General features: G+C 64.9%; 3 protein-coding genes. 1 reads left to right on the top strand and 2 read right to left on the bottom strand.

All coding sequences use genetic code 11. The features are described from left to right. A partial coding sequence (locus VMJ11_RS33880; protein ID WP_325625552.1) for a metal ABC transporter permease occupies positions 1-269 on the top strand: 269 nt, incomplete at its 5' end. Between the two features lie 76 nt (positions 270-345). On the opposite strand, the gene fghA is transcribed toward VMJ11_RS33880, so the two are convergent. Further along, positions 346-1,194 carry an S-formylglutathione hydrolase gene (fghA, locus tag VMJ11_RS33875; RefSeq protein WP_325625550.1) on the bottom strand — a complete coding sequence of 283 codons (849 nt, stop codon included), beginning with the start codon at positions 1,192-1,194 and terminating at the stop codon, positions 346-348. 13 nt (positions 1,195-1,207) lie between these two features. Beyond that, positions 1,208-2,314 carry an S-(hydroxymethyl)glutathione dehydrogenase/class III alcohol dehydrogenase gene (locus VMJ11_RS33870; RefSeq protein ID WP_325625549.1) on the bottom strand — a complete coding sequence of 369 codons (1,107 nt, stop codon included), beginning with the start codon at positions 2,312-2,314 and terminating at the stop codon, positions 1,208-1,210. Between the last annotated feature and the right edge of the window lie 112 nt (positions 2,315-2,426).

Raw genomic sequence — 2,426 nt, 5'->3', positions numbered from 1 at the left:
TGTTCCTCGCCATCACCGCGCTCGCGGTTGCGGCGTGCACGCAGATCGTCGGTGTGCTGCTCGTCTTCACGCTGATGGTGGGCCCCGCCGCCGCCGCGCAGAATCTCACCACGCGCCTGTCGACCGGCGTCTTCCTCGCCGCGCTGCTCGCGCTCGTGCAGGCGTGGCTCGGCGTGACGCTCGCCTTCTACACCGACTGGCCGACGAGCTTCTGGATCACCGCGCTCGCCGCGCTCGTTTATGGCGCGAGTCTGATCGGGCGGCGCTAAACCGTCGCTCGCATATGAAAAAAGGCGTTGCTCCGCGAGGGGCAACGCCTTTTTCGCATCGACAACAGCGCGAAGGCTACTTCAGCAAAACCCGCGCGTGATGCGCGAGATGATCCTCGACGAACGTCTGGATGAAGAAGTAGCCGTGATCGTAGCCCTCGTGGCGGCGCAGCGTGAGCGGCTGCCCCGCCGCCTTGCATGCGGCTTCGAACACGTCGGGGTTCAGCTGGTTTGCGAGGAACTGATCCGCCATGCCCTGATCGACGAGGATCCCTTGCGCGAACTTCGGCGCATCCGCACGCGCGACCAGCTCGCTTGCGTCGTACTGCTTCCACGCTTCGCGGTCCTCGCCGAGATAGCCGCTGAAGGCCTTCTCGCCCCACGGGCAGCGCATGGGCGCCGCGATCGGCGCGAACGCCGACACCGAGCGATAGATCTGCGGATTGCGCAGCGCGAGCATCAGCGCGCCGTGACCGCCCATCGAGTGCCCGAAGATGCCAAGGCGTTCGCCATCGATGGGCAAGTTCGCCGTCACCGCCTCGCGCAGCTCGTCGCGCACCCAGGAATACATGCGCCAGTGCTTCGACCACGGTTCGCGCGTGGCATCGACATAGAAGCCCGCGCCCACGCCGAAGTCCCACGCATCGGCTTCTCCCGGCAGGTTCGCGCCGCGCGGGCTCGTGTCGGGCGAGATCAGCGCGATGCCGTGCTGCGCGGCAAAGCGCTGCGCGCCGGCCTTGATCGGGAACGTCTCCTCCGTGCAGGTCAGCCCCGCGAGATAGAAGAGCCCCGGCACGCTCGCACTACGCGCCTGCGGCGGCAGATACACCGAAAAGCGCATCGGCAGGCCGATCGTTTCCGACTCGTGCTTGTAGATGCGCTGCACGCCGCCGTGGCAAGCGTGCTCCTCGATCAGGATCAGCATCGCGCCTCCTCGCTCAGTACAGAACGACCGAGCGGATCGACTCGCCCTTCTTCATGAGGTCGAAGCCCTCGTTGATCTGGTCGAGCTTAAGCGTGTGGGTGATCAGGTCGTCGATGTTGATCTTGCCTTCCATGTACCAGTCGACGATCTTCGGCACGTCGGTGCGGCCGCGTGCGCCGCCGAACGCCGAACCCTTCCATTCGCGGCCCGTGACGAGCTGGAACGGACGCGTGCTGATCTCCTCGCCCGCGGCAGCCACGCCGATGATGAACGACTGGCCCCAGCCCTTGTGCGTGCATTCGAGCGCCTGGCGCATCACCTTCGTGTTGCCGATGCATTCGAACGAATAGTCGGCGCCGCCATCGGTCAGCTGCACGATATGGTCGACGACATTCTCGACCTCGTTGGGGTTGATGAAGTGGGTCATGCCGAACTTCTTCGCAAGCTCGACGCGCTTCGGGTTGATATCGACGCCGATGATCTTGTCCGCGCCGACCATCTTCGCGCCCTGGATCACGTTCAGGCCGATGCCGCCAAGGCCGAACACCACCACGTTCGCGCCCGCTTCCACTTTCGCCGAATAGACCACGGCGCCCACGCCCGTCGTCACGCCGCAGCCGATGTAGCAGACCTTGTCGAACGGCGCGTCTTCGCGGATCTTCGCCACGGCGATCTCCGGCACGACGATGTAGTTCGAGAACGTCGATGTGCCCATGTAGTGATAGAGCGGCTTGCCGCCCAGCGAGAAGCGCGAGGTCGCATCGGGCATGAGGCCCTTGCCTTGCGTGCCGCGAATGGCCTGGCACAGATTCGTCTTGCGCGAGAGGCAGAACTTGCACTGGCGGCATTCGGGCGTATAGAGCGGAATGACGTGATCGCCTTTCTTCAGCGTGCCCACGCCCGGGCCGACATCGACGACGACGCCCGCGCCTTCATGGCCGAGGATCGCCGGGAACAGGCCTTCCGGATCCGCGCCCGAAAGCGTGTAGTAGTCGGTGTGGCAAATGCCCGTCGCCTTCACCTCGATCAGCACCTCGCCCGCGCGCGGGCCTTCGAGATCCACTTCCTCGATCGTCAGCGGGGCACCGGCTTTCCATGCGACGGCGGCTTTCGTTTTCATCTTCGTTGCTCCTGTGAATCGGTGGTGGCTATGCGCTTCATCGCGCCGCAGGTGCGAACCAGGTTCGCACGCGGCCGTACAGATCGATGAAGCGCGCGTAACGTTGTGCAAG

This window comes from Paraburkholderia sp., from assembly GCF_035501035.1.
Lineage (GTDB): Bacteria > Pseudomonadota > Gammaproteobacteria > Burkholderiales > Burkholderiaceae > Paraburkholderia.
The sequence above is the reverse complement of the archived record's forward strand: the minus strand, read 5'-3'. Positions and strand labels throughout refer to the sequence as shown.

What these genes read in the sequence shown, in the direction of transcription:
- fghA (WP_325625550.1), bottom strand. Translation starts at nt 1,194, where the DNA reads ATGCTGATCCTGATCGAGGAGCACGCTTGCCACGGCGGCGTGCAGCGC.
- VMJ11_RS33870 (WP_325625549.1), bottom strand. Translation starts at nt 2,314, where the DNA reads ATGAAAACGAAAGCCGCCGTCGCATGGAAAGCCGGTGCCCCGCTGACG.